Here is a 21,419-nt window from a genome sequence, read left to right on the forward strand (position 1 = left end):
TCCAGCAGCTCCCGCACCGATTGCAGGCTGCTGCCACGATTGGCGGCACAAGACCAATCGGTACGGCCCACCTCCAGCAGCACATGGCTGAGGTAGGCGCGCAGACCTTTGTGGATCAGGGCGTAGATATCGTAGCGACGGTCGTTGGCTGGCATGGTGTTCTCCGGCTCCGTCGGCAACACGCGCCGGGGGAGTGAGCACAGTGTGCAGCCAGGCTGGCTAGGGGATCGCTAATTGCTTGCTAACCAACACTTAATAATTGGGTAAGCCTTTTTAGTTGAATAACGACGTGCGATAGCCACGTGCAGCGAGGGCGCCCGGGGGACCCGTGCGCTTATCGGCTGCGCGATCTGATACAGCGGCTTACGCTATTCGCTTCCCTGCCCCCTCCGCCCCCGCCCGCCGGCGGGGGACCTCGCTACGCTCGTGGGCGGCAGCTCACCGAAAGCGGTTCTCGTTGTTCCTTCTCAAGTCAGCGCTACAGGTACAATTTCGTCATGCCTAAGTCCGACCCGCTCAACCAGATCAGCCAGACCACGCTTGCCCATTACGAGGCGCGGGCGGAGGAGTTTTGGTTGGGGACGCGTGACCATGACGTCAGCCAGAATATTGCTGCCTTGCTGCGGCATATCGAGGGAGTGGCGCCGTTTCAGATTCTCGATTTTGGCTGTGGACCAGGGCGGGATCTCAAGACCTTCTGTGAGCTGGGCTATATCGCGGTGGGGCTGGAAGGCGCCACGCGTTTCGCCGAGATGGCGCGCGACCATAGTGGCTGCGAAGTCTGGCAGCAGGACTTCCTGGCGTTGGATCTGCCCGCAGGGCGTTTCGACGGTGTCTACGCCAATGCGTCCTTGTTCCATGTGCCGCGGGCGGCGCTGCCGCAGGTGCTGGCACAGCTGCACGCCACGCTCAAACCCGGTGGCGTGCTGTTCGCATCCAACCCGCGTGGGCAGAATGAGGAAGGCTGGAATGGCGAACGCTACGGCAGCTACCACGATCTCGCGGCGTGGCGGCGCTATATGGAGGCCGCGGGGTTTGCTGAGCTGGAACACTACTACCGGCCGCAGGGCCTGCCCCGTGAGCAGCAGCCCTGGCTGGCCAGCGTATGGCGGCGGGCAACACCGCCGCAAGGCGATCAATCCAGGTAGCCGGGGTAGCCCAACATCCAGAACACCCGCCCGGGTGTGAGTACCAGGCCGGTGTAGTCCAGGCAGGTCGCAAAGGTCGGCCGGGTGATTTCGGTCTCGGGTGCCAGAAAGTACCAGAACGGCGGGCAATCACTCGGCAGTTGGGTGAGTGGCAGCATTTCGGCCCAGCGCGGCGGCGGCGGGGCCACATAGGTGCCCGCGCCCGGATAGGGTGCATCGATACTGATGCTGCCCACCATGGGGCGGCGCAAGGCGCCGGAGTCGGTGGCATTCTGGTACTGCAGGTGCCGGCCATACTGGTCGACTGCACACTGCATGTAGTACTCCAAGGTCTTGCCCGGCACAAAACCGGCCCTGTAGCTGACCGTGTAGGCGGTCGAATCACCCGCCCGTACATCGTCCGGATTGCCACAATACGAGACCGTGATATCGACCTGCGATGTCTGTGTCGCGTCCAGCAGCGCCATTCCTCACTCCAATATATTTTGATTTTGCCGCGCCAGCTTAGCCTTTCCCTGGCCGGCTTTCATCACCCATCTGGAGGATAAAACCCTGCCCTTTGTCGGTCATTCAGGCGGGCATCAGGAGTACCAGTTTGAGGTCCGGCCGTAGCGCCGCCTGGAAGGTGGTCTGCTGCAGCACGATGCGACCATGTGGCCCGTGGAAGCAACGCTCGCCTCCCTCGCGCGGCAGCACCTCCTGATCCTGCCAGTAGCGGGCGAAGGCCGGGCTCTGGGCCGCCAGCGACCGGACCTGCGACTGAACCGTCGCCTCATCCAGGTGGCGGCCGCAATCGGCACGGAATTCGGCCACCAGGCGGCGCGCCCGGCCCGGCCAGTCATCAATCAACCGCAAGGCGGCAGGGTCGAGAAAAGTGTAGTGCAGGAGATTGGGGGCCGGTTGCGCCAGCCAGTCGCCAAGCAGCAAGCGGGCGGCCTCGTTGCTGGCCAGCACATTCCATAGCCTGTCGAGCACATAGGCCGCACAGCTTATCTGGGCTACCGAGCGTAGCACCGCCTCGGCACCGTTCTCCGCCGCCACGCCATCGGGCGCCAGGCGGCCGGCAAGGCTAAACAGGTAGTGCCGCTCGGCCTCGCTCAAGCGCAGTACTTCCGCCAGCCGCAGCAAGGTGGCCTCGGAGGCCCGTACCGGCCTGCCCTGTTCCAGCCAGGTGATCCAGGTCGGGCTGACCCCGCAAAGCAGGGCCAATTCCTCACGCCGCAAGCCCGGTGTACGTCGTCGACCCACGCTGCGTAGCCCCAGCGCTGCCGGGCTCAGCCGCTCTCTTTGCTTACGGATAAACAGCCCCAGGTCCTGCTCGCTCACGGCCTCTCCTTGGCTGGTAGTACCATATACCAGGATAAATAATGGTCTTGTTCCAGGATAAAGCGCTTTCTAGCATGGCAACTCCCCCACCACAACGGAGCCTCGCCATGGACCAGCAGCACCTCGCCGCACAGCAATTCGGCCATTCTGCCGCGCAATACCTGCATAGCCAGGTCCATGCCCAGGGCGAGGACCTGGCCAGGCTCAGCCGCCTGAGCGCCGAGCAGCGCCCAGGCAGGGTGCTGGACCTGGGTTGCGGTGCCGGCCACGCCAGCTTCGCCTTGGCGCAGGGCGATGCTCGCGAGATACACAGCTATGACCTCGCTCCCGAAATGCTGGCGGTGGTGGCTGCAGAGGCCCAGCGGCGCGGACTCAGCCAGATCCAGACCCGGCAGGGTCCGGCCGAGGCCCTGCCCTATGCCGACGCCAGCTTCGACCTGATCGTCACCCGCTATTCCGCCCACCATTGGGCGGACGTGGAGCAGGCCCTGCGCGAATGCGCACGCGTACTGCGCCCGGACGGCCGCCTGGTGGTGATCGATGTCACCGCACCAGCCCAGCCCCTGCTCGATACGGCGCTGCAGACGCTGGAGCTGCTGCGCGACGCCTCGCATGTGCGCAACTACCGGCAAGCCGAATGGCAGGCCATGCTGGTGCGGGCGGGTTTTGTCACGGCCGAGCAGGACTGCTGGAAGATCTCGCTACAGTTCGACAGCTGGGTCGCCCGCATCGCCACACCGGCCCCCCGCATCGCGGCGCTACGCGAGGTCATGGCTGCCCTGTCGCGCGAGGCGAGCGACTATTACGCGATCGAGCCCGATGGCAGCTTCCGTATCGACACCAGCTGGATCACGGCAGTGCGGCACCCGACTTAAGGTCAGCTGAAGACAGGCTGGTGCAGCCACAGATCCGCTTCTAGAGTGCAGGACTTGTCCATGCAAGCGAGCCCGTATGCAAGTCCCTGCTTCCGCCCGTATCCTCGGTTTCGACCTGGCCCGAGCGCTCGCCATCGTCGGGATGGTGATCGTCAACTTCAAGACCGTCATGCACAGCAGCCATGAGGGTACAGAAGGCGGCTGGCGCCTCTTCAACCTGGTCGACGGTCGCGCCTCCGCCCTCTTCGTGATGCTGGCGGGCATAGGCCTCTCCTTACTGGTGCGCAGTACACAACTGGGAGCAGATCCTGCCGTCTTTGCACAAAGGCGCCAGCAATTGCTGCGGCGGGCGCTCTGCCTTTTTGTCCTGGGCCTTTGCTATCTGCCTATCTGGCCGGCCGACATCCTGCACTACTACGGCGTCTATATCGCCCTGGGCACCCTCCTCCTGGGCTGGTCCAGCGCCGCCCTGCTAACCATGGCCGCCTTGCTGGTCGCCGGCTTTGCCGGCCTCTTCCTGACCTTGCGCTACGACACCGCCTGGAACTGGCAGACACTGGGCTACGCCGATCTGTGGACCGCCGAGGGCTTTGTTCGCAACCTGTTCTACAACGGCTTTCACCCAGTCCTGCCATGGGCTGCCTTTTTGTTGGCAGGCATTGTGGTCGGCCGGCTGGAACTACAGACCACGGCCGCCCGGCGCCGCCTGCTATTGCTAGGTCTGGCCGGCAGTCTGCTGGCGGAAGGCTTGGCCGTTTTGCTGCGCCCGCTGTCGGGCGGGCTCTGGGCCGCAACCCAGCCCATGCCGCCGCTGCCGCTCTATATGCTGGCGGCCGGCAGCAGTGCCTGCGTCATCATCGCCGCCTGCCTGGCCATCACCGAACGTTACCGTAACGCCGCCTGGCTGCAGCCGCTGGTACACACCGGCCAGCTGGCGCTGACCTTGTATGTGGCGCACGTGGTGGTCGGTATGGGCGTGCTCGATGCAATCGGTCTCCTGGAACGGCAGCCCCTCTCTTTTGCCGTCGGCAGCGCCTTGCTGTTCTGCGTGACGGCCGTATTCTTCGCCCACCTATGGCGGCTGCGTTTCAAGCTGGGGCCGCTGGAGTGGCTGCTACGCTGGCTGAGCGAGCCGGCTGCAGTACCGCGCCTCAAGCCTCGCGGCTGACCGTCCGCAGGGTAACGAACTCCTCAGCCGCAGTCGGGTGTATGCCAATGGTACGGTCGAACTGCGCCTTGGTAGCGCCCATGCGCAGGGCGATGGCCATGCCCTGGATGATCTCGCCAGCATCAGGCCCCACCAGGTGGCAACCCAGCACACGGTCACTGTCCGCATCCACCACCAGTTTGAACAACATGCGCTCGTCCCGGCCGGCCAGGGTCATCTTCATGGGCCGGAGCCTGGCCTCATACAGGTGCAGGCGGTGGCCACGTGCCTTGGCCTCCTGTTCGCTCAGGCCCACGGTGGCGATATTGGGCAGGCAGAACACCGCCGTCGGAATATGCTCGTAGTCCAGCCGTTGGTATTGCTCGGGGCGGTAAAGCTGCCGCGCCACCGCCATGCCTTCGGCCAAGGCCATGGGCGTGAGCTGGACCCGGCCTATCACATCGCCGATGGCAAAGATGGAAGGCTCCGCGGTCCGAAAGTCTGCATCGACCTCGATATAGCCCTGATCGTCCAGCCTGACCTCGGTGTGCTCCAGACCCAAGCCCTCGATCATGGGCTTGCGGCCAGTGGCAAAGAACACGCAGTCGGTCTCAAGCTGGCGACCGTCCGACAAGGTCGCCAGCAGGCTGCCATCCGCCTGCTTGGCGATCTGGCGGATCTCCACCTTGAACTCCAGCGCCAGGCCACGTTTACCCAGCTCGTCGCGCACATGCTCGCGTACGCCAAGGTCAAAGCCCTTGAGGAACAGGTCGCGGCGGTAGAGCAACCGGGTTTCGGCGCCCAGGCCATGAAAGATGGAAGCGAACTCGACCGCGATATAGCCACCGCCCACCACCAGTACACGCCGCGGCAGCTCGGGCAGAAAAAAGGCCTCGTTGGAGCTGATCGCATACTCCTTGCCGGGTATATCCGGCAGGACCGGCCAGCCACCGGTAGCGATCAATATATGCTCGGCCGTGTAGCGGTGGCCTGCCACTTCGACCGTGTGGGCATCAAGCAGACGGGCATGGCCGTCGACCACCGTCACGCCGCTGTCGTTCAACAACTGGCGATAGATGCCATTCAGGCGATGGATTTCCTTGTCCTTATTGGCAATCAGGCTCTCCCAGTCGAACTCGGCCTCGCCCAGTCGCCAGCCAAACCCCGCGGCATCGGCAAAGTCGTCACGAAAACGCGCCGCGTAGACCAGCAGTTTCTTGGGTACGCAGCCGACGTTGACGCAGGTCCCGCCCAGGTAGCGGCTCTCTGCCACCGCCACCTTGGCCCCGAATCCCGCCGCGAAACGGGCAGCCCGCACGCCGCCTGAGCCGGCGCCGATAACGAACAGGTCCAGATCGTAGCCCATCATTCCTCCTTGCAATGTATCCCTTACCATAGCCTTTGCCCGGCCGGCACGCGGGTGCCGGTGGGCAAATGGCACCGCTTGTCCGTTGCCACGGCATATAGTTTGCCAGTCATTTGCATCGCGCGCTAACTATTGATATGCTAAATACACGAATGATCGGAGGAACAACATCATGAACTCGCCGTGCCCCCCAAAGCTGGATCAGCACCTTTGCTTCGCGCTGTACTCCACCTCGTTGAAGCTGACCCAGCTCTACAAGCCCATGCTCGAACAGCTGAACCTGACCTACCCACAATATCTGGTCATGGTGGTGCTATGGGAGAAGGAAGGCCTGGGCATCAAGGACCTCGCAGAAAAGCTGCAGCAGGACTCCGGCTCCATCACCCCGGTGGTGCAACGGCTTGAGTCCGAAGGCTACCTTAACCGTACCCGAGACCCCAACGACCAACGCAGCCTGATCCTGACCCTGACCGAAGCCGGCAAGGCCCTCAAGGCCGAGGCCTACCAGGTCAACCAGTCGATCAAGGACGCGTGCGCCAGCTGCGATACCGAAATCGCCAGCCTGCTGCATAGCCTGGTGGACCTGCGTACCAAGCTATCGCGCTGAACATCATACGGTCCCGCCCACCACGGCGGGACTGCCTCCCCTTCCGAGTCACAAGGAGTGCGTCATGCCCAAGTCTTTCCTCGCCCCAGGCCGTCCCGCCTATGCCGAGCTGATGCCGCAGCCCCATCGCCCGGCCCTGGGCCAGGAAGCCGGCGAACGCACACTCTCCCTGCCCTCTCCTGCCGCCAATGCAAGCAAGACCCAACCGAACTCGGCCAAGACTCGCCGGGTGGTGGTCTTCGATATGGCCTGAACGGTAGCGGTCATCCGCCGACAAGCGGCATTTAATTAGCTTGCTAATTATTATCGCATTAATTATATTAACGACATGATGATCGCGCAGGAACAAAGACTTGGTGCGACATCGGTCTCGCAGAGCGTTGCCAAACAGACTGGTTGGCCGGGAAAGTTACCACACTAACTTTTCGCCCTGCGTGGCCAGCAAACCGTATGAAGGCCGCCCCGGCGGCAAGGAGCCAAGCCATGTATGCCAATACCGTACTCGATAGCCAGCAACGCAGCCATGAAGGCACGCTGACCGATGTGCTCGCCCTGCAGCAGCCCGGCTCCGATGCCGTCAGCCTGGAACAGCTGTTCGCCGCCGGCTACACCAATTGCTTTATGAAGGCGCTCAAGTCGGTCGCCGCCGAAGTACCGGCGTTGATCCCGGCCGAATCCTCGATCACGGCCGATGTGGTGCTGGACCAGAACAGCGCCAGCCCAGCGCTGGATGTTGAACTCAGCATCAGCCTGCCTGGGCTTGATCGCGAAGTCGCAGCGGCTTTGATCGGCGAGGCCCACCTGGCCTGCCCCTATCACGAAGTTGCCCCCGGCAAGGTCGCCGTCCGCACCGTGCTGCTCTAGCGCCTGCAAGGCAGGCCGTTCCCTCTCCTGTTGTCTATTTCCGGCTGCCGGCAACGGTGGCCGGTTTTTTTTGGCGGGACCGCCAGGCCGGGTTACTCGCGACCATTAAAGTGTGGTCGCGGCCCGCTCTGCATCAGTTGTTGGCGCAGAAAGGCCAGTACCCGCTTACGGGCGTCGTGATAGAACTCGCCTTCGCTGTCAAAGCCAAAGCCATGACCTACGCGTGGGTAGATGACCAACTTGCCGCCAGCTCCCAGCTCATTGGCCTTGTCGACGATGTTGCGCCCCTCACTCAGCGGAACCACGGCATCGGACTCACCGTGCAGCACCAGCACCGGTGGCAGACGGGTGATCTCGCCCCGCAACATGGCCGGCGCCGGCATACGGGAGCCGATGATCACCACCGGGCCCAGCTTGGGGAACTGTGCCGCACTTGCGAGGGCCAGCTTGCCACCCTGCGAAAAGCCCAGGAGACCTACCCGGCCGGTGGACTGCTTCTGGCCGGCGATATAGGCCCCCACCTCGCCGACCAGATTGGTCCAGGCCCGAAAGCGGGTGTTGTAGTCAAAGCGCCCGGCCAGCGCTACCGCCGCCTCGTCGGTGTCGCTGTAGTAGTTGACCAGATAGGCGTCGATACCATGCTCGGCCATATTGCTGGCGTATTGCTGGTAAGCCTCGGGGAAAGCCTGTAGTCCCTGTCGCCCAGGCAAGATCAGCATGGCTGGGCGAGGCACTTCACCCGCAGCGGCGTACAGCGCTACCGTTACCGGCCGCTCGCTGGTCGGGATGGTCAACTGCTGTGGCGCAACCGCGGCCCAGGCGCCGCCCGACGCCAGCAACAATGGCATGGCCAGGTAGCGAACAGCGGCGAAAAAGGAAAACGGCAAGCTCATGAGACTGGGCATATAACGACGGACTTATCCACTTGATTGTGGCATGCCTCTGCGCCGGTATATAGCGTCATGCACGCATGAGCGCTTGTCTATGCATCTGGACTGCTCTGCCCAGCCAGCTGTTCCAGTGTATTGCAATTGGCCCAATGCCCGGCGAAGCGTACTTCGCGCGCCCCCATCTCGTCCTGCCAGCGCCCCACTGCCAGGTGTCCCGCAGCCAGCGCGGCCTGCAAGCCGGGCAACACGCTACGCCGTATCAGGCAGAGCAAGGGGTGGCGGCCCTCGTCGTCGTGTACGCGAACCACCGGAACACCATCGCGGGCCTGCCATAGCCCAGCCAACAAGCCCTCCGGCAAGCGCGGCATATCGCAGGGCACGACCAGCAACCAATCCGCCTGGCTATGCAATAGCGCGGCTTCAATGCCCGCCATCGGGCCCAGATAGCCTGGCCGCACATCCTCCAGCACCCGCAGGCCACTGGCGGCATAGGTCGAGAGATTGCGATTGGCGGAGAGGAAGATCCGGCCGAGCTGCTCGCGTGGCAAGGCTGCCAGCACATGCTGGTACAAGGGCACCCCAGCCAGTGGCACCAAACCTTTGTCCTGCCCCTGCATGCGGCTGCCTCGCCCACCGCAAAGGATGACCGCGTCGACCGGCAGGCTCATGGCAACAAATGCTCCGGATGGCTGTAGACCGTCATCCTGTCCTCGCGCGCATAACCGATCAGGCACAGGCCCGCCTGCTCCGCCAGCCGCACCGCCAAGGCGGTGGGGGCAGAGACGGCAGCCAGCACACCAAAGCCGGCGCTGGCCGCCTTGTGCACCATCTCATACGACGCGCGTGAACTGATCACCAGGAGACCATCGCGCTCAGCCTCACGGGCCGTGGCTCCGATCAATTTATCTAGGGCGTTGTGGCGCCCCACATCCTCGCGCACCAGCATCTTCCCACTGCGCCACCAGCCAGCAGCATGCACCGCGCCGGTGGCCGCGTTCAGGGGCTGCTGTGCAGCCAGTTGTCGCATTGCTTGGCTGACCTCGGACGCTGCCACGGGCACAACCTTGCCCAGCGGCGCCAGCGGGCGGATGGCCTGCTCCAGCGTGTCCTGCCCACACAGGCCGCAACCGGTGCGGCCAGTCAGGCTACGGCGTCGTTCCTTGAGCGCCTGAAAGCGCGCCTCGGTAATGGTGAGCTCCACCGTCACACCATCCGCCAGCTCGCCCACTTCACAGTCGAGCAATTCGCCCGGCCGGGCGATGATGCCCTCGCTGAGCGAGAAACCCAGCGCGAAGTCTTCCAGGTCCAGCGGTGTGGCCATCATCACGGCGTGCGAGATGCCGTTGTAGACCAGCGCCACCGGCACCTCTTCGGCCACCACCTCGGCGCTCGCTGCAGGCCGGCTGGCCACAATACGCACCGCTTGGACCGGCGCACTGCCCGGCAGCTTTACTGCGCCTGACATAGCGCCCGTCCCTGCTCGGTCAGCCACAAGGTGCGGCGCTTGCCGTCCTGGCGCACCGTCACCAGGCCCATGCCGCCTAGCGCGGTATGGTCACCCAGCAATACCAGCGCGCGGTTGAGCTGGCTCATGCCTATGCCCAGCTTCTTGTCGATCTGGTTGTCCGACATGCCGTCCTTCTCGCACAGCTGGGCCATGATGGCGACAAGCAACTCTTCCAAGTATGGCGCCTCTGAAAAACCCACATCCTCGCGGCGGCGAGGGCGGGGGGCCGCGGGGGCCCAAGATCAATCAATGGAAAATCGTTGGGTCTACTATGCCGTATAGCACCCGGGCGAGCGAAGTCGTAGCCACCGTTAGGGGCCTCCTCCTTGCGGGGATCCACGGGCGCGAGCAGCAGCATTTGATTGCCACCGCTCGCAGAACCTCACTATGCAGCCACCTGCTCCGCACTCAGGGAAAGCAACACGGGCACCGACTTGGAGGCCGGCGTGCGCGCCCGGTCAGCCATGCTGCTGAGTGGCACCAGGCCGTTGGTCTCCGGGTAGTAGCTGGCGAGGCAACCCTCGGGAATATCGTACTCCACCAGCAAGAAGCGCTTGGCCTCGCGCTCACCGTCGTGCCAGACCGAGGTCATGTCCACCCACTGGCCGGCCTGCATGCCCAAGCGGGCCAGGTCGGCCTTGTTGATAAAGCACACCCGGCGATGGCCGAACACGCCGCGGTAGCGGTCATCCAGGCCATAGATCGTGGTGTTGTACTGGTCGTGGCTGCGTATGGTCATCAGGTTGAAGACCGGCTGCTCGCCATGCTGGGCACGCATGGCCTTGATCGGCAGATCGGTCGGCACCGCGTGGGCAAAGAAGCGCGCCTTGCCGGTACTGGTCTGCCAGTTGCGCTCGCGCGCCGAGTTGCCCAGATAGAAGCCACCCGGCACATGCACCCGACGGTTGAAGTCGACAAAGCCGTCCACCACCTCGGCGATCTTGTCGCGGATGCGGTCGTAGTCCTCGATCAGCCATAGCCAGGGCGTCTTGCTCTGCGGCAAGGCCGCCACCGCCATGCGGGCGATGATGGCCGGTTCGGACAGAAGGTGCTCGGATGCCGGCGGGTTCATGCCAGCCGAGATATGCACCATGCTCATCGAATCCTCGACCGTCACACCCTGGGCGCCCTGCGCCTGGATATCGATCTCGGTACGCCCCAGGCAAGGCAGGATGAGCGCATCCTTGCCGTGCACCAGATGGGAGCGGTTGAGCTTGGTGGTAACGTGCACCGTCAGCTGGCACTGCTGCAGCGCCAGCTTGGTGCGGTCGGCATCCGGTGTCGCCACGGCGAAGTTGCCGCCCATGCCGATAAACACCTTGCCTTCGCCCGCCAGCATGGCCTCGATGGCCCCAACCACATCGTGGCCGTGCTTGGCCGGCGGGGTGAAGTCGAAGGCCTTGCCCAGCTTTTCCAGAAAGACCGGGCTGGGCTTCTCGTAGATGCCCATGGTGCGGTCACCCTGCACATTGGAGTGGCCACGCACCGGGCAGGCGCCGGCGCCAGGCTTGCCGATATTGCCCTTGAGCAACAGCAGATTGACGATGCTCTGGATGGTCGCCACCGAATGCTTGTGCTGGGTGATGCCCATGCCCCACGTGCAGATCGACGCCTTGCTCTGGATATAGATCGCCGCAGCGGCACGAATCTGCTCCTCGCTGAGGCCGGATTCCTCGACGATGGTCTCCCAGCGTTCGGCCAGGAGCTCGGCCTTGTAGCTGGCATAGCCATCGGTGTGGGCCTCGATGAAGGCCTCGTCCACATCGCCTGCCTCCAGCACAGCCTTGGCCATGCCCTTGGCCACCGCCAGGTCACCGCCTATGCGGACCTGGTAGTAGCTGGAGGCGATCTGCGAGCCTTGGCTGGACAGCATATCCACCGGGCTCTGCGGGTCGGCAAAGCGCTCCAGCCCACGCTCACGCAAGGGGTTGAAGACCACGATGCGGCAACCGCGCTTGGCCGCCTCACGCAGCGTACCCAGCATGCGCGGGTGATTGGTGCCGGGGTTTTGGCCAAAGATGAAGATCGCGTCGGCATGCTCGAAATCATCGAGCGTGACCGTACCCTTGCCGATACCGATCTGCTCCTTCATGGCCGTGCCGGAAGGCTCATGGCACATATTCGAGCAGTCGGGCAGGTTGTTGGTGCCGAACTCGCGGATAAACAGCTGGTACAGGAAGGCCGCCTCGTTGGAGGTACGGCCCGAGGTATAGAACAGCGCTTCGTCAGGGTGGGCGAGCGATTGCAGATGGCGGGCAATCAGCGCAAAGGACTCGTCCCAGCTTGCCGGCACGTAGCGGTCAGTGGCCGCGTCGTAGCGCATGGGTTCGGTCAGGCGGCCCTGCCCCTCCAGCCAGTAGTCGTCATGTGCAGCCAGTTGCGGCACGGTATGGCTCTCGAACAGCGCGCGGGTCACCCGGCGCTCGGTCGCCTCGGCGGCCACGGCCTTGGCACCGTTCTCGCAGAACTCGAAGGTGGAGTGGTGGTTCTTGTCCGGCCAGGCGCAACCCGGGCAATCAAAGCCATCCGGCTGGTTGGCACGCAGCAGGGTACTGGCCCCGCGGGTGACAATGCCCTGCTCGTGGATATGCTTGAACACGCTGCGTAGCGCACCCCAGCCACCGGCCGGTCGGTTATAGAACTTGATTGCCTGCTTGCTCATTACGTCTCCCTGATTGGCAACTCACGGCAGTTGCCTGGGCGCTACTTCGACCAGGCAACTATCGTGAGCCTCCGCTCCTTGGATCGCCGGCTACGTCCATGCGCCGTTGCCGGCGCCGGGTAGCAAAAGACCCGCCAGACGAAGGTCCGGCGGGTCTCTTCAACCGTCAGATCAACTGAACAGCGCCAGCGTCTTCTTGATGGTCTGGAACACGCCCCAAGCCAGCGGCAGGGAAACGTACAGCCACAGGATCAAACCCTTGGTCTTTGCATTCATGGCTTAGGCCTCCTTGGTTACAAAGCGTTCATCAACCGGCTTGACGAACATATTGGCGATCAGGCCGATCACCAGGAGGCCGGCCATGACGTACATGGTGGTGTTGTAGGCCTGAGCCTTGGCCACACCCTGGGCGATCTGGAACTCACGCATGTAGTTCACGATGATGGGACCCAGCACGCCAGCCACCGACCAGGCGGTCAAGAGACGACCATGGATGGCGCCGACATAGCGGGTACCGAACTTGTCCGACAGATAAGCCGGAATGGTGGCAAAACCGCCGCCGTACATCGACAGGATCACAGCGTACAGGACCACGAAGAAGCCCTTGCTGCCAGCCGAGCCAGCCGAGGGGATCGAGGCGTACAGGACGGCGCCCAGCAGGAAGAACACCAGGTAGGTTGCCTTGCGGCCGATCTTGTCCGACACCGAGGACCAGAAGAAACGGCCACCCATATTGAACAGCGACAACAGGCCGACGAAGCCGGCCGCCATAGCGGCGGTAACCGAATCCTTGAAGATTTCCTGGATCATCAGCGAGGCTTGGCCGAGCACACCGATACCGGCGGTCACGTTCATGCACAACACGATCCACAGCAGCCAGAACTGCGGGGTCTTGTGGGCAGCATCCACGTCCACAAAGGAAGCGCCGGACAGCTTGTCGGCACTGACCTTCTCGACATAGCCCTCAGGCTTCCAGCCCGGGGCAGGCAGGCGCACGGTGAAGGCACCAAGCAGCATGGAGAAGGTGTAGACCACGCCCATGACCACGAAGGTCTCGGTAATACCGGCGGAGCTGTCGGTCTTGAAGTGTTCCATCAGCATCACAGCCAGCGGAGCGCCGATCATGGCACCGCCGCCGAAGCCCATGATGGCCATGCCGGTTGCCATGCCGCGACGATCGGGGAACCACTTGATCAGGGTCGAGACCGGCGACACATAGCCCAGACCCAGGCCGATGCCACCAACCACGCCGTAGCCCAGGTACAGGAGCCACAACTGTTGCAGGTGGATGCCCAGCGCCGAGATCAGGAAGCCACCGCCGAAGCACAGGGCTGCGGTGAACATGGTGGCACGTGGGCCAACCCGTTCCAGCCACTTGCCGCCAAAGGCCGCCGACAGTCCAAGGAAGACGATGGCCAGCGAGAAGATCCAGCCGAGGTCAGGGATGCTCCAGCCATAGGCTTTGTTCAGCGGTGAATTGAACACCGAGAAGGCATAGGCCTGCCCGATACACAGGTGGATGGCGAGTGCCGCTGGCGGTATCAGCCAGCGGTTGAAATTCGCGTCGGCGATGCTGTGACTTTTGTCCAGCGATTGCAGCAGACTCATCTAGTTGCCCTCTTTTTTGTACGTAACGACCGGTTTGTGGAGGATTGCACGCAGCAAGGGACCACCAATAGCTCGGTTTCTACGTAACAGCCGGTTCGGCACGACAGTTTCATTCACGACAAGCGTTTGATCTGTCTGAAGAAACCTGTGATAACCAGGCCGAATTACGATGAAACAGCGCAGGCAGTCTTTCTTGCTTTCTATTCCCTGGGTCATGGAGATATGACCGCAACAGGCTAACCGAAAGCGATGACGGTCGCTACCATGCCAGAGGCATTTGCGGCATTAGTAACAATTTATATTTCGGCCGCAGCAGACCGCGTCCATGTTGCCGCGCAACATGGCGAAAAACTGCCCAAGCCTTGTTCAAGCTGGCCTGCAGCCGCATGGCCTTGATCCTGAATGATCAATGACATATGACTATGCAAAATGCATTTGCGCAAAGCGCCCGAATCCAGCCTTTCAGGCACGATTAAGACAGTGAGGGAAGGAGGCCCTGCACTGAGGCATCCGATGGCAGTCGATGCCCCCCATTCCACTGACGAGCGCCGGCAAGATTCCCCGGAGGGCCTGCACGGCACTTTGACCCGTCGCGTTTAACTACCGACAGGCCCTAGCCACGCGCATAGATAAGTAGCTCGCGGCGGGCTGCGAGCGACCAGTTCATCAGGGCGACCTTCTCGTGGCCGTATAGGGTCTGCACCCGGGCCAGCCGCTGCAAGGCCGCGGGGAATTGGCCCAGCTCGCGGTAGATCTCGGCCGCCAGAAGATCGAGGAATTCATCGCCGGTGGCCAGAAGGCTTAGCAGGCGGCCCAGGTTGTCATGGAAGTCCCCCTCCAGCCGGCGCCAGCTGGCACCCTGGTGGCGGCGACGGGTGTCGTTGTGCAGGCGCCAGAGCTGCAGCCGCAGGTCGATTTCGTCCTCGGGGTGGCCGGCATGGCTGAGCCGCAGTGCCGCCTCAACCGCCGCAAGGTCCAGCGGCAATATGGTCGGCACGGCCAAGTAACGCTCCAGCAGCGCCAGCTCGCGCGCCTTGCCAAAACGCGGTAGGAGCCGCCAGCCGTCTTTCATGCGAAAGTCGAGCTCATCCACGCTGGAAGGCAAACGACCCACCCGCTCAGCATCCGCCTTGCGGAAAAGGCTGCCGCAAGCGCCGCAGGCCACTACCTCAGCCGGCGTATGCCAGAAGGCATGCACTACCCGCAGGTCGGACCAGACCTCTACCTGCTGCCGATAGGAAAAGTCGAGCGCCTGGCAGCGCTGCCATGCCTGGCAATGCGGGCACGCCAGCACTCGGGCGGAACCGGGCCGCATATCACTCCCTGCCTTGATTATCGTTATCTCGCGGTCTGGCGTTTACAGCAGCCCCATCCACCAGATGACCACGCTATATATTCGGTACGATTGTACTGAATACTCTGCCGCGCACGACACGCCGGCGGATATGCAACGTCCAGGCTTTGTCCAGGCGTTGTATTTACGTCAGCCCGGCAGCTCGGGATGGGCCGGCAGATGCGCCTGGAGGAATTCGATCAGGGTCCGCACCTTGGTCGGCAGATAGCGCGCCGCCGGGTAGACCGCATAGGTGCCCGCCTTGGGTAATTGCCAATCGGGCAAGAGCTGGACCAGGCTGCCTTGGGCCAGGTCGGCCGCGATCATATAGTCCGGCAGCACCGCAACCCCCAGGCCCGCCTTGGCGCACTCGCGTACCACGCTGGCGCTGTTCACCCGCATGGCGGCACGGCCGCGTATGGTCTCCTGCTCTTGCGAGCCAGCCCGGCTGAACTGCCAGGTCAGTGGTGCCGGCAATACCGTCAACGCCACCCAAGGCTGGCCATTGAGTGCCGCCGGCGTGGCCGGCAGCCCTATCTGGTTCAACAACGCTGGGCTGGCCACGGCTACCTGCGCAAAACCACCCAGCCGTACCGCCTTGAGCCCCGAGTCGCGCAGCACCCCGCCACGTATGCCCAGGTCCAGGCCCTCGGCCAAGAGGTCCATGGCGTTGTCGCTGGCCACAAGCTCGATATCCAGTGCCGGATGCAGGGCGGCAAAACGGGCCAGCAAGGGGCCCAGCACCACATCGCTGTAGGCCAGGCCCGCGGTCAGCCGCAGCCGGCCTTCCAGGCGCCCCCCTTCGCCCAGCCGCGCCACCGCCTCTTGCAGGCCCATGAGCAAGGGCGCCGTCTCGGCATGCAAGCGTTCACCTGCTTCGGTCACCGTCACCCGCCGAGTACTGCGAGTAAACAGCGACACCCCCAGTTCGGCTTCCAGCCGGCCCACCTGCAGACTGACCTGGGACTTGGCCTGCCCCAGCCGCTCCGCCGCGGCCGTAAAGCCGCCCGCTTCCACCACGGCGACAAAGGCCGCCAGCCGGTTCAGATCGATCTGTTTCATGAGCATCGTTCTTGATTTGAGAACGATCAATTATGCGTTTCGCTGTTTATCGGATCAATCATCAACGGCAAGATGGGCGTCATCAATGAAACGGATCCATCCCATGCCCTTGCAACTTACCCTCTTGTTCGACCCGCTGTGCGGCTGGTGCTACGGCGCCCATCCCGCCCTGGCAGCGGTCGACGCCGAACTGGCGCCCGACTGGCAGCTCCTGCCCACCGCCCTGTTTGCCCACCCCGAGCCCATGAGCCGTGAAAGCGCCGACTATTTCTGGCAGAACGATCAACGCATCGCCGCCCTGACCGGCCAACCCTTCAGCACTGCCTATCGCGAACAGGTGTTGGACGATCTGGCCACCCCATTCGATTCCAGTGCCGCCACCCTGGCCTGGCAACTGATCGCCACTGAAAAGCCACGCCAAGGCCTGGCCATCCTGCATGCCATACAGAAGCTGCGCTATGTGAATGGCCTGCAGCACTCGCCCACCGCGCTTAGCGCCTTGGCGGCCAGCTTTGGTATCGACCAGGCCACTTTCGACGCCGCCCTGGCGCAAGGCCCTGCACCGGCCCAGTTGGCCGAGCGCGAGGCCGCCCAAGGCTTGATGCGGCAACACGGCTTGCGCGGTGTGCCATCGCTGCTGGTACGGCTGGGTGATGCCTCGCAACCTATCGACGGCCGCCTGCTGTACGACCCGGCAGCCCTGCTCGACGCCCTTCGCCGCCTGACTCATTGACCCGCCAACCGCAAAGGAACACATCATGAAGATCGCCTTGATCGGCGCCACCGGCTTTGTCGGCAGCGCCCTGCTCGCCGAGGCCCTGCAACGCGGCCACCAAGTGACCGCACTGGCCCGCAATACCACCAAGCTGCCGGCCCAAGCCGGCCTGACCGTCACCCAGGCCGATGTCTACGATGCCGAGCAGGTTGCCCGTGCCGTCGCCGGTAGCGATATCGTCATCAGCGCCTTCAATCCGGGCTGGGGCCTTGCCGACATCCACGACCGCTTCCTCGACGGCCAGGCCGCCATCGTCGCTGGCGTGAAGGCCGCCGGCGTGGCCCGCTTCATCACCGTGGGCGGTGCCGGCAGCCTCTATATCGCCCCCGGCCTGCAACTGGTCGATACCCCCGACTTCCCCAATGAGTGGAAGCAGGGCGCCCTCGCCGCCCGCGAAGCCCTGCGCCGCATCCAGGCAGAGGCGGTACTGGACTGGACCTTTGTCTCGCCGCCGGTTTTCCTGGCACCGGGCGAACGTAGCGGGCTATATCGTCTGGGTGCCGACGAGGTCCTGTTCGACAGTGACAAACCGGCCGGCATTTCCACCGCCGACCTGGCCGTCGCCATCCTCGACGAAGCCGAAACCCCGCGCCACAGCCGCCGCCGCTTTACCGCCGCAGCACAGACCGCCTGATAACAAAGAGAGATAGCGATGAAAGCAAGACTGAGCAGCCTGATCCTTGCCACCCTTGCGACCTGCATGGCCAGCGCCTGGGCCGCCAATACCCCGCAGGAAGAGGCCAACAAGGCCACCGTACTGGCCTTCTACGAGAAGGGCCTGAACCAGAAGGATGGCGAAGCAGCTGCGCGCTACTTCGGCCCCTACTACAAGCAGCACAACCCGCACGCAGCTGACGGTGCCGAAGGCTTCAAGCAGTTCATCCAGTACTTGAAGAAAGAGATGCCCGAGTCGCACAGCACCATCAAGCGCGCCTTTGCCGATGGCGATTATGTGATCCTGCATATCGAGGCGGTACGCAAGCCGGGTGAGCGTGGCAGCGCCATTGTCGATATCTTCCGGCTGGAACAGGGCAAGATCGTCGAGCACTGGGACGTCATCCAGGACATCCCGGCCCAGGCGGCCAACCCCAACACCATGTTTTGAGGGAGCTGGCGTACCGGCTCGGTGCGCTAAAATACCCGGCTATACCACCCCGCTTCGGCGGGGTGGGTGCTTTTCATGGCGTCCGCGCCTACCTGAACACGAGTTTTCATGACCGATACCGCAACCCCACGCACTGGCCTGCCCCAAAGCTGGCTGCTTATGCTCGGCGCCCTGATCGGCATTGCGCCGCTCTCCATCGATATGTATCTGCCGAGTTTTCCAGCCATCGAAGCGGCGCTGGGTCGTGGTGCCCAGGTCACCCTAGCGGCCTTCTTTATCGGTCTGGCGCTGGGCCAGCTAGTCTACGGCCCGGTCAGCGATCGTGTTGGCCGTAAGCCGCCGCTCTATGCCGGCCTGGCACTGTATGTCTTGGGCTCCCTGGGCTGTTTGTTTGCCGGCAGCATCGAACAGCTTGCGCTCTTACGCTTTGCCCAGGGCCTGGGTGGCTGCGCCGGCATGGTGCTGGCGCGAGCCGTGGTGCGTGACCGCTGCGAACCGCGCGAGGCAGCCCGTGCCTTCTCGCTCCTCATGCTGGTCATGGGCCTCGCCCCCATCCTCGCTCCACTGCTGGGCGGCTGGATCCTCACGGTGGCAGACTGGCACGCCATCTTTGCGGTACAGGCCGGCTTCGGCATCTGCTGCCTTGTCGCCATCCACTTCGGCCTCAGCGAGACCCACGACACCCGTCACGCCGAGCCGCTGGCGTTTGGCAAGGTCTTGCGCGGCTATGGCGAGCTGCTGCGTGAACGCGGCTTTCTGGGCTACACCCTGGCCACTGGCCTCGCCCAGGCTGGCATGTTCGCCTATATCGCCGGCTCCCCATTGGTGCTGATCCAGCAATACGGTATCGCCCCTCAGCACTATGGCTGGGTGTTCGGCAGCAATGCCCTAGGCCTGATCGCCGCCAGCCAGATCAATGCCCGCCTGCTCGGCAAGCACGCGCTCACCACCTTGCTGCGCCGCGCACTATGGCTGCCGGCCGGTGCCGGCCTTGCCCTACTGCTGATCAGCCTAACCGGCCAACCGCCGCTTCCGCTCCTGCTGCTGGGGCTGTTCATCTTCGTCGGCAGCCTGGGCTTCATCTCCCCCAACGGCTCGGCCGCTGCCCTGGCCGGCCACGGCCAGCGCGCCGGCAGCGCTTCGGCCTTGATGGGTGCCATGCAGTTCGGCCTCGCCACCGTGGCCGGCATTGCCATGGCCAGTTGGCGCAACGACACTGCCCTGCCACTGGCTGCCGCCATGGCCTGCTTTGGCCTGGGCGCCTTGCTGGTGCACCGGTTGCTGGTTGGCCAGATCAAACCCGCCTGAACACCATGGTCCAAACAAAGAGCCCCGGTCTTTCGATCGGGGCTTTTTCTTTGACCTACCTAGCGGCTCATTTCAGCGCATGACCTCAAAAGTCAGGCTGTAGCTATAGCTGCGCGGCGCCGGCGCAGCAGCGCGGTCACGCGATGGCGCCGGATAGTTGGTCAGCAGGATATAGGCACCCGGCGCGTCGAACTTCACCTTGCCACGGCCCTGGGCGTCGGTCTGCAGTTCGGCGTACTCCTTCTTCTCATCGTAGAAGTTGCCAGCGCGGGCAATCTCCACCGCCACATTGGGCAGCGGCTTGCCGTCTTCCAGCAGTTCGAACTCGAAGCCCTGGTCCACATAGATGTCGTTGGGGTGGGTGATGGGGCGCAGCTCGAAGCCCTGGCCGCTGATCTTGGTCGCGCCGTCGTTGGGCTTGCCCTTGGTGACATAGGTCTCGGCCTTGTTCACCGTCTTCACTTCCACCACCTGCATATCCGGGGTCAGGGCCGATTCCTCGATAAAGCGCGGGCGCTGTGGCGGCGTAGCCGTGGCGCCACCTGCGGCCTGTGCAGCCTGCGGGCGCTGCTCGCCCTGCGGCTGGGCCGGGCGCGCTTGGCTGCCTGGGCCGCCGGCATTGGCCGCGCGCACCATGCGCCAGCTGCCTTCGACCAGGGCGAACCTGGTGGTGCGGGAAAGATCGTCACCGGTGGTCAGCCGGTAGGTACCCTTTTCCACAGTCGGCGCTTCGATCGCCACATAGTCCTTGAGCGTGGTCACGCCATCGAGCTTGCTGCGCACACCCGCCGGGCTGATCGCATAGAAGCTGCCATTGCGGATCGGGCTCTGCGGGATAAAGAACACCTCGTTGCCGATGGCGCCCTGCACGCTCACATAGTCGCGGGTGATGGCAAATTGCGTGGGCAGCAGATAGGGGCCGCCGTGGGCCAGCACACAGGGCGCCAGCATGGCCGCCAGTACACCGGCTACGACCGTCGTTTGCTTGAAGTGCTTGCCCGCAGGTTTCATCGCCTTGTCCGCTTCTCAATGAAGAAAATAACGCAAAGATGATATTGAAAGGAATTCTCATTTGCAAGACAATCGCTGGCTGAACGAAGTCTGATTCGCGCCGGCGGCGCACCTAACACGCAGGAGAAAAGATATGCGGCACACCAACTGGCACTACCGGCTGACCCTGGGCGCAAGACTGCTGGCAGCCGCCGGACTCTTGACCCCACTGGCCGCAGCGGCCGGGGCCGTGCCGTTGGCCGATGCCCCCGCCAGCGCCGCTCGCCAGCCGGCCGAAGCCGCCAGTTGGCGCTTCCACGCCGACCATGTGCTGGGTACCTCCATGGATCTGGTCGCCGTCAGCCACGACGAAGCCACCGCCCAGGAAGCGCTGGCCGTGGTCCGGGCCGAGATCGCCCGCCTGGACCAGGTGCTGAGTAGTTACCGCCCCGACAGCGAACTGGCCGCACTCAACCGCTGCAGCGAGATGCAGGTCTCGGCTGACCTCTTCAACGTGGTCGCCGCCTGCGAAGCCTGGCGAGAGGCCACCGCCGGTGCCTTCAGTGGCCGCCTGGGTCGAGCCCTGGCCAGTTGGCAACGCGCCGCCGCCACGGGCCAGCTCGACCTCGCCACCCTGCAGCGTGAAGCCGCCGAAGCGGCCGCCGCCACCGTGGTGCTCGACCCCGCCACCCGCACCGTACGCCGCCCCGAGGCCGTCGAGTTCGCCATGGACGCGCTGGCCAAGGGTTACATCATCGACCAGGCCATGCAGGCCGCCCGCCGCCAGGTGGCCGGCCTCGACGGCCTCTTGCTGGATATCGGCGGTGATATGCGCAGCTGGGGCCG

The 21,419-nt window shown here is 63.8% G+C and carries 24 protein-coding genes; 11 read left to right on the plus strand and 13 right to left on the minus strand.

Going from position 1 to position 21,419, the window contains the following annotated elements; all coding sequences use genetic code 11:
• Positions 1–497 precede the first annotated feature (497 nt).
• Positions 498–1,148: a class I SAM-dependent methyltransferase gene (locus tag VIM95_RS20300; RefSeq protein ID WP_331989368.1), complete on the plus strand. Its 651-nt coding sequence runs from the start codon at positions 498–500 to the stop codon at positions 1,146–1,148.
• Here VIM95_RS20300 and VIM95_RS20305 read toward each other — a convergent pair.
• Both VIM95_RS20305 and VIM95_RS20310 read right to left on the minus strand, forming a co-directional pair.
• Entirely contained in the window at positions 1,136–1,615 is a 480-nt protein-coding gene (locus VIM95_RS20305; RefSeq protein ID WP_331989370.1) for a hypothetical protein, read from the minus strand. The two genes, VIM95_RS20300 and VIM95_RS20305, sit on opposite strands and share 13 nt — an antisense overlap.
• 103 nt (positions 1,616–1,718) lie before the next feature.
• On the minus strand, positions 1,719–2,474 hold the full coding sequence (locus tag VIM95_RS20310) for a helix-turn-helix transcriptional regulator (RefSeq protein ID WP_331989372.1): 756 nt from the start codon (positions 2,472–2,474) through the stop codon (positions 1,719–1,721).
• Positions 2,475–2,581: 107 nt separating this feature from the next.
• On the opposite strand from VIM95_RS20310, the gene VIM95_RS20315 reads away from it, so the two are divergent.
• Complete coding sequence (locus tag VIM95_RS20315) at positions 2,582–3,349, plus strand: class I SAM-dependent methyltransferase (protein WP_331989374.1); 768 nt, start codon at positions 2,582–2,584, stop codon at positions 3,347–3,349.
• Positions 3,350–3,425: 76 nt separating this feature from the next.
• Positions 3,426–4,517 (plus strand): DUF418 domain-containing protein, encoded by a 1,092-nt coding sequence (locus VIM95_RS20320; protein WP_331989376.1) that lies wholly within the window; start codon positions 3,426–3,428, stop codon positions 4,515–4,517.
• Here the strand turns inward: VIM95_RS20320 and gorA are convergent.
• On the minus strand, positions 4,501–5,865 hold the full coding sequence (gene gorA / locus VIM95_RS20325; protein ID WP_331989378.1) for a glutathione-disulfide reductase: 1,365 nt from the start codon (positions 5,863–5,865) through the stop codon (positions 4,501–4,503). The two genes, VIM95_RS20320 and gorA, sit on opposite strands and share 17 nt — an antisense overlap.
• 169 nt (positions 5,866–6,034) lie before the next feature.
• Here gorA and VIM95_RS20330 point away from each other — a divergent pair, with 169 nt between their 5' ends.
• The 3 genes from VIM95_RS20330 (at position 6,035) to VIM95_RS20340 (ending at position 7,333) form a co-directional block, all read left to right on the plus strand.
• Positions 6,035–6,469 (plus strand): MarR family transcriptional regulator, encoded by a 435-nt coding sequence (locus VIM95_RS20330; RefSeq protein WP_331989380.1) that lies wholly within the window; start codon positions 6,035–6,037, stop codon positions 6,467–6,469.
• 64 nt (positions 6,470–6,533) lie between these two features.
• Positions 6,534–6,722 carry a hypothetical protein gene (locus VIM95_RS20335; protein ID WP_331989382.1) on the plus strand — a complete coding sequence of 63 codons (189 nt, stop codon included), beginning with the start codon at positions 6,534–6,536 and terminating at the stop codon, positions 6,720–6,722.
• Positions 6,723–6,952: 230 nt separating this feature from the next.
• Positions 6,953–7,333, plus strand: coding sequence for an Ohr subfamily peroxiredoxin (locus VIM95_RS20340; RefSeq protein WP_331989384.1), 381 nt, complete (start codon positions 6,953–6,955; stop codon positions 7,331–7,333).
• Between the two features lie 92 nt (positions 7,334–7,425).
• Here the strand turns inward: VIM95_RS20340 and VIM95_RS20345 are convergent, their stop codons facing one another.
• The 9 genes from VIM95_RS20345 to VIM95_RS20380 all read right to left on the minus strand — a co-directional run bounded on the left by VIM95_RS20345 (position 7,426) and on the right by VIM95_RS20380 (position 16,395).
• Positions 7,426–8,226 (minus strand): dienelactone hydrolase family protein, encoded by an 801-nt coding sequence (locus tag VIM95_RS20345; RefSeq protein ID WP_331989386.1) that lies wholly within the window; start codon positions 8,224–8,226, stop codon positions 7,426–7,428.
• 89 nt (positions 8,227–8,315) lie between these two features.
• Complete coding sequence (gene mobA, locus VIM95_RS20350; protein ID WP_331989388.1) at positions 8,316–8,891, minus strand: molybdenum cofactor guanylyltransferase MobA; 576 nt, start codon at positions 8,889–8,891, stop codon at positions 8,316–8,318.
• A complete protein-coding gene (gene fdhD, locus VIM95_RS20355) occupies positions 8,888–9,688 on the minus strand; it encodes a formate dehydrogenase accessory sulfurtransferase FdhD (RefSeq protein ID WP_331989390.1) in 801 nt (266 codons plus the stop codon). The genes mobA and fdhD overlap by 4 nt, the downstream gene beginning before the upstream one ends.
• On the minus strand, positions 9,673–9,906 hold the full coding sequence (locus VIM95_RS20360; RefSeq protein WP_331989392.1) for a hypothetical protein: 234 nt from the start codon (positions 9,904–9,906) through the stop codon (positions 9,673–9,675). Before VIM95_RS20360 ends, fdhD begins: the two co-directional genes overlap by 16 nt.
• A 209-nt stretch (positions 9,907–10,115) precedes the next feature.
• Positions 10,116–12,392, minus strand: coding sequence for an FdhF/YdeP family oxidoreductase (locus VIM95_RS20365; RefSeq protein WP_331989394.1), 2,277 nt, complete (start codon positions 12,390–12,392; stop codon positions 10,116–10,118).
• A 171-nt stretch (positions 12,393–12,563) separates the two neighbouring features.
• On the minus strand, positions 12,564–12,668 hold the full coding sequence (locus VIM95_RS23430) for an MFS transporter small subunit (RefSeq protein WP_414648557.1): 105 nt from the start codon (positions 12,666–12,668) through the stop codon (positions 12,564–12,566).
• 3 nt (positions 12,669–12,671) lie between these two features.
• Positions 12,672–13,991 carry an L-lactate MFS transporter gene (locus VIM95_RS20370; protein WP_331989412.1) on the minus strand — a complete coding sequence of 440 codons (1,320 nt, stop codon included), beginning with the start codon at positions 13,989–13,991 and terminating at the stop codon, positions 12,672–12,674.
• A 622-nt stretch (positions 13,992–14,613) separates the two neighbouring features.
• Positions 14,614–15,315 carry a hypothetical protein gene (locus VIM95_RS20375; RefSeq protein WP_331989396.1) on the minus strand — a complete coding sequence of 234 codons (702 nt, stop codon included), beginning with the start codon at positions 15,313–15,315 and terminating at the stop codon, positions 14,614–14,616.
• A gap of 168 nt (positions 15,316–15,483) precedes the next feature.
• A complete protein-coding gene (locus VIM95_RS20380; RefSeq protein ID WP_331989398.1) occupies positions 15,484–16,395 on the minus strand; it encodes a LysR family transcriptional regulator in 912 nt (303 codons plus the stop codon).
• Between the two features lie 103 nt (positions 16,396–16,498).
• Here VIM95_RS20380 and VIM95_RS20385 point away from each other — a divergent pair, with 103 nt between their 5' ends.
• From VIM95_RS20385 to VIM95_RS20400, 4 genes are all read left to right on the plus strand, one after another.
• Complete coding sequence (locus VIM95_RS20385; protein WP_331989400.1) at positions 16,499–17,128, plus strand: DsbA family protein; 630 nt, start codon at positions 16,499–16,501, stop codon at positions 17,126–17,128.
• A 25-nt stretch (positions 17,129–17,153) separates the two neighbouring features.
• Positions 17,154–17,804 carry an NAD(P)-dependent oxidoreductase gene (locus VIM95_RS20390; RefSeq protein WP_331989402.1) on the plus strand — a complete coding sequence of 217 codons (651 nt, stop codon included), beginning with the start codon at positions 17,154–17,156 and terminating at the stop codon, positions 17,802–17,804.
• An 18-nt stretch (positions 17,805–17,822) separates the two neighbouring features.
• A complete protein-coding gene (locus VIM95_RS20395; RefSeq protein WP_331989404.1) occupies positions 17,823–18,275 on the plus strand; it encodes a nuclear transport factor 2 family protein in 453 nt (150 codons plus the stop codon).
• A 108-nt stretch (positions 18,276–18,383) separates the two neighbouring features.
• Positions 18,384–19,583, plus strand: coding sequence for a multidrug effflux MFS transporter (locus VIM95_RS20400; protein WP_331989406.1), 1,200 nt, complete (start codon positions 18,384–18,386; stop codon positions 19,581–19,583).
• A gap of 72 nt (positions 19,584–19,655) precedes the next feature.
• Here VIM95_RS20400 and VIM95_RS20405 read toward each other — a convergent pair whose 3' ends face one another.
• Positions 19,656–20,594, minus strand: a complete 939-nt coding sequence (locus VIM95_RS20405) for a DUF4198 domain-containing protein (protein ID WP_331989408.1) — start codon at positions 20,592–20,594, stop codon at positions 19,656–19,658.
• 133 nt (positions 20,595–20,727) lie between these two features.
• Here VIM95_RS20405 and VIM95_RS20410 point away from each other — a divergent pair.
• Positions 20,728–21,419: FAD:protein FMN transferase (locus VIM95_RS20410; protein WP_331989410.1), on the plus strand; the 692-nt coding region annotated here is incomplete at its 3' end.

Origin of the sequence: Chitinimonas sp., assembly GCF_036568685.1 — a bacterium.
In the GTDB taxonomy this organism is placed as follows: domain Bacteria; phylum Pseudomonadota; class Gammaproteobacteria; order Burkholderiales; family Chitinimonadaceae; genus Chitinimonas.

Coding starts and splice junctions, on each gene's coding strand:
- VIM95_RS20300 (WP_331989368.1), top strand. CDS start 498: ATGCCTAAGTCCGACCCGCTCAACCAGATCAGCCAGACCACGCTTGCC.
- VIM95_RS20305 (WP_331989370.1), bottom strand. CDS start 1,615: ATGGCGCTGCTGGACGCGACACAGACATCGCAGGTCGATATCACGGTC.
- VIM95_RS20315 (WP_331989374.1), top strand. CDS start 2,582: ATGGACCAGCAGCACCTCGCCGCACAGCAATTCGGCCATTCTGCCGCG.
- VIM95_RS20320 (WP_331989376.1), top strand. CDS start 3,426: ATGCAAGTCCCTGCTTCCGCCCGTATCCTCGGTTTCGACCTGGCCCGA.
- gorA (WP_331989378.1), bottom strand. CDS start 5,865: ATGATGGGCTACGATCTGGACCTGTTCGTTATCGGCGCCGGCTCAGGC.
- VIM95_RS20330 (WP_331989380.1), top strand. CDS start 6,035: ATGAACTCGCCGTGCCCCCCAAAGCTGGATCAGCACCTTTGCTTCGCG.
- VIM95_RS20335 (WP_331989382.1), top strand. CDS start 6,534: ATGCCCAAGTCTTTCCTCGCCCCAGGCCGTCCCGCCTATGCCGAGCTG.
- VIM95_RS20340 (WP_331989384.1), top strand. CDS start 6,953: ATGTATGCCAATACCGTACTCGATAGCCAGCAACGCAGCCATGAAGGC.
- VIM95_RS20345 (WP_331989386.1), bottom strand. CDS start 8,226: ATGAGCTTGCCGTTTTCCTTTTTCGCCGCTGTTCGCTACCTGGCCATG.
- mobA (WP_331989388.1), bottom strand. CDS start 8,891: ATGAGCCTGCCGGTCGACGCGGTCATCCTTTGCGGTGGGCGAGGCAGC.
- fdhD (WP_331989390.1), bottom strand. CDS start 9,688: ATGTCAGGCGCAGTAAAGCTGCCGGGCAGTGCGCCGGTCCAAGCGGTG.
- VIM95_RS20365 (WP_331989394.1), bottom strand. CDS start 12,392: ATGAGCAAGCAGGCAATCAAGTTCTATAACCGACCGGCCGGTGGCTGG.
- VIM95_RS23430 (WP_414648557.1), bottom strand. CDS start 12,668: ATGAATGCAAAGACCAAGGGTTTGATCCTGTGGCTGTACGTTTCCCTG.
- VIM95_RS20375 (WP_331989396.1), bottom strand. CDS start 15,315: ATGCGGCCCGGTTCCGCCCGAGTGCTGGCGTGCCCGCATTGCCAGGCA.
- VIM95_RS20380 (WP_331989398.1), bottom strand. CDS start 16,395: ATGAAACAGATCGATCTGAACCGGCTGGCGGCCTTTGTCGCCGTGGTG.
- VIM95_RS20385 (WP_331989400.1), top strand. CDS start 16,499: ATGCCCTTGCAACTTACCCTCTTGTTCGACCCGCTGTGCGGCTGGTGC.
- VIM95_RS20390 (WP_331989402.1), top strand. CDS start 17,154: ATGAAGATCGCCTTGATCGGCGCCACCGGCTTTGTCGGCAGCGCCCTG.
- VIM95_RS20395 (WP_331989404.1), top strand. CDS start 17,823: ATGAAAGCAAGACTGAGCAGCCTGATCCTTGCCACCCTTGCGACCTGC.
- VIM95_RS20400 (WP_331989406.1), top strand. CDS start 18,384: ATGACCGATACCGCAACCCCACGCACTGGCCTGCCCCAAAGCTGGCTG.
- VIM95_RS20405 (WP_331989408.1), bottom strand. CDS start 20,594: ATGAAACCTGCGGGCAAGCACTTCAAGCAAACGACGGTCGTAGCCGGT.